This window comes from Streptomyces sp. NPDC055078 (genome assembly GCF_053607985.1).
Map to the genome: position 1 here is coordinate 1 of NZ_JBSGUP010000984.1, position 2,085 is coordinate 2,085.

Below are 2,085 nucleotides of genomic sequence, written 5' to 3' on the forward strand. Positions count from 1 at the left end.
GGGCCCCGGCCGTACCGCGCCGGCCGTGCGATCAGCCGCGCGGCTTCTCGCGCATCTCGTACGTCGCGATGACGTCGTCGATCTTGATGTCGTTGAAGTTTCCGAGGTTGATACCGCCCTCGAAGCCTTCGCGGATCTCGGTGACGTCGTCCTTGAAGCGGCGCAGACCCTCGATGTTGAGGCTCTCCGCGATGACCTTACCATCGCGCAGCAGCCGGGCCTTGGTGTTCCGCTTGACCTCGCCGGAGCGGATGAGGACACCCGCGATATTGCCCAGCTTGGAGGAGCGGAAGACCTCGCGGATCTCCGCGGTGCCCAGTTCGACCTCTTCGTACTCCGGCTTGAGCATGCCCTTGAGGGCCGCCTCGATCTCCTCGATGGCCTGGTAGATCACCGAGTAGTACCGGACGTCGACGCCTTCGCGCTCCGCCATCTGCGAGGCACGGCCGGCCGCGCGGACATTGAAGCCGATGACGATGGCGTCGGAGCCCATCGCCAGGTCGATGTCCGACTCGGTGACCGCACCCACACCGCGGTGCAGCACCCGGATGTCGACCTCTTCGCCGACGTCGAGCTGGAGCAGGGAGGACTCCAGGGCCTCCACCGAACCGGACGCGTCGCCCTTGATGATGAGGTTGAGCTGCTGGATCTCGCCCGCCTTGAGCACCTTGTCCAGGTCCTCCAGGGAGACCCTGCGCACCCGCTTGGCGAAGGCCGCGTTGCGCTCGCGCGCCGCGCGCTTCTCGGCGATCTGACGGGCCGTACGGTCCTCGTCGACCACCAGGAAGTTGTCTCCGGCGCCCGGGACGTTGGTGAGACCGAGGACGAGGACCGGGGTCGAGGGACCCGCCTCCTCCACGTTCTCGCCCTTGTCGTCGAGCATGGCCCGGACCCGGCCGTAGGCGTCGCCTGCGACCATCGTGTCTCCGACGCGGAGCGTGCCGCGCTGGACCAGGACGGTGGCGACTGCGCCGCGACCTCGGTCGAGGTGGGCCTCGATCGCGATGCCCTGTGCGTCCTGCTCCGGGTTGGCCCGCAGGTCGAGCGAGGCGTCGGCGGTGAGGACGACGGCCTCCAGCAGGGAGTCGATGTTCAGCCCCTGCTTGGCGGAGATGTCGACGAACATGGTGTCGCCGCCGTACTCCTCGGCCACCAGACCGAACTCGGTGAGCTGTCCGCGCACCTTGGTCGGGTCGGCGCCCTCGACGTCGATCTTGTTGACCGCGACCACGATCGGCACATCGGCCGCCTTGGCGTGGTTCAGCGCCTCGATCGTCTGGGGCATCACACCGTCGTTGGCCGCCACCACGAGGATCGCGATGTCGGTCGACTTGGCACCACGGGCACGCATGGCGGTGAACGCCTCGTGACCGGGGGTGTCGATGAAGGTGATACGGCGGTCCTCGCCGTTGACCTCGGTCGCGACCTGGTAGGCACCGATGTGCTGGGTGATGCCACCGGCCTCGCCCGCGACGACGTTCGTCTTGCGGATGGCGTCGAGCAGACGGGTCTTTCCGTGGTCGACGTGACCCATGACCGTGACGACCGGGGGACGGGAGACCAGGGCCTCGTCGCCGCCCTCGTCCTCGCCGAACTCGATGTCGAAGGACTCCAGCAGCTCGCGGTCCTCCTCCTCCGGGCTGACGATCTGGACCAGGTAGTTCATCTCCTGGGCCAGCATGACGAGCGTGTCGTCGGAGACGGACTGGGTCGCGGTGACCATCTCGCCGAGGTTCATCATGACCGCGACGAGCGACGCCGGGTTGGCGTTGATCTTCTCCGCGAAGTCGGTGAGGGACGCGCCGCGCGACAGGCGAATGGTCTCGCCGTTGCCACGGGGCAGCATCACACCGCCGACCGACGGGGCCTGCATGGCCTCGTACTCCTGGCGCCGCTGCCGCTTCGACTTGCGGCCACGGCGGGCCGGGCCGCCGGGACGGCCGAAGGCGCCCTGTGTGCCACCACGGCCACCGGGGCCGCCGGGACGGCCGCCGAAGCCGGGACGGCCGCCGAAGCCGCCGCCACCACCGGGGCCACCGCCACCGGGACGGCCGGCGAAACCGCCACCGCCACCGGGACGACCAC

1 protein-coding gene is annotated in these 2,085 nt (G+C 69.1%); it reads right to left on the reverse strand.

The features are described from left to right. Positions 1-31: 31 nt before the first annotated feature. Positions 32-2,085 (reverse strand): translation initiation factor IF-2 (gene infB / locus ACWF94_RS39385; RefSeq protein WP_453499926.1); only part of this gene is annotated, 2,054 nt, incomplete at its 5' end.